Raw genomic sequence first — 374 nt, 5'->3', positions numbered from 1 at the left:
GGAAGACCTGGAAGAGGGCGCGCAGCTGGGCGGGCCCGGAGTGCGCGTCGAGGATTCGCGCCCGGAGTCCGTTCTGCAGCAGGTGGCCGAGCATCGCGTCGTCGTCGCCCTCGGCCAGTACCTCGTCAGAGACTGAAAGCTCCTGACTGAATGCCGTCGCGGTGGCGTGAGCGAAGGCGAGCCTCGCGCGGGTTTCCGCGTCGAGGCGCACGGTGTCCTGCGAAGGCTTCGTCAGACCGGGGACGTGGGTGTCGATGAGGGCGAGCAGGTGCACGGCTTCACCGGCTTCGCGCAGCCGCTGTGCCATCTCGTAAGCGACGAGTCCGCCCAGGGACCAGCCTCCGAGCTGGTAGGGGCCGTGAGGCTGCACCGTG

At 69.3% G+C, this 374-nt stretch carries 1 protein-coding gene; it reads right to left on the bottom strand.

Features of this window, described 5'->3' with window-relative positions; all coding sequences use genetic code 11:
• Positions 1-370 (bottom strand): thioesterase domain-containing protein (locus ACLEQD_RS45260; protein WP_410392050.1); only part of this gene is annotated, 370 nt, incomplete at its 3' end.
• Positions 371-374 lie beyond the last annotated feature (4 nt).

The organism is Corallococcus sp. 4LFB (assembly GCF_046520365.1).
Classification (GTDB): Bacteria; Myxococcota; Myxococcia; order Myxococcales; family Myxococcaceae; genus Corallococcus; species Corallococcus caeni.
The sequence above is the reverse complement of the archived record's forward strand: the minus strand, read 5'-3'. Positions and strand labels throughout refer to the sequence as shown.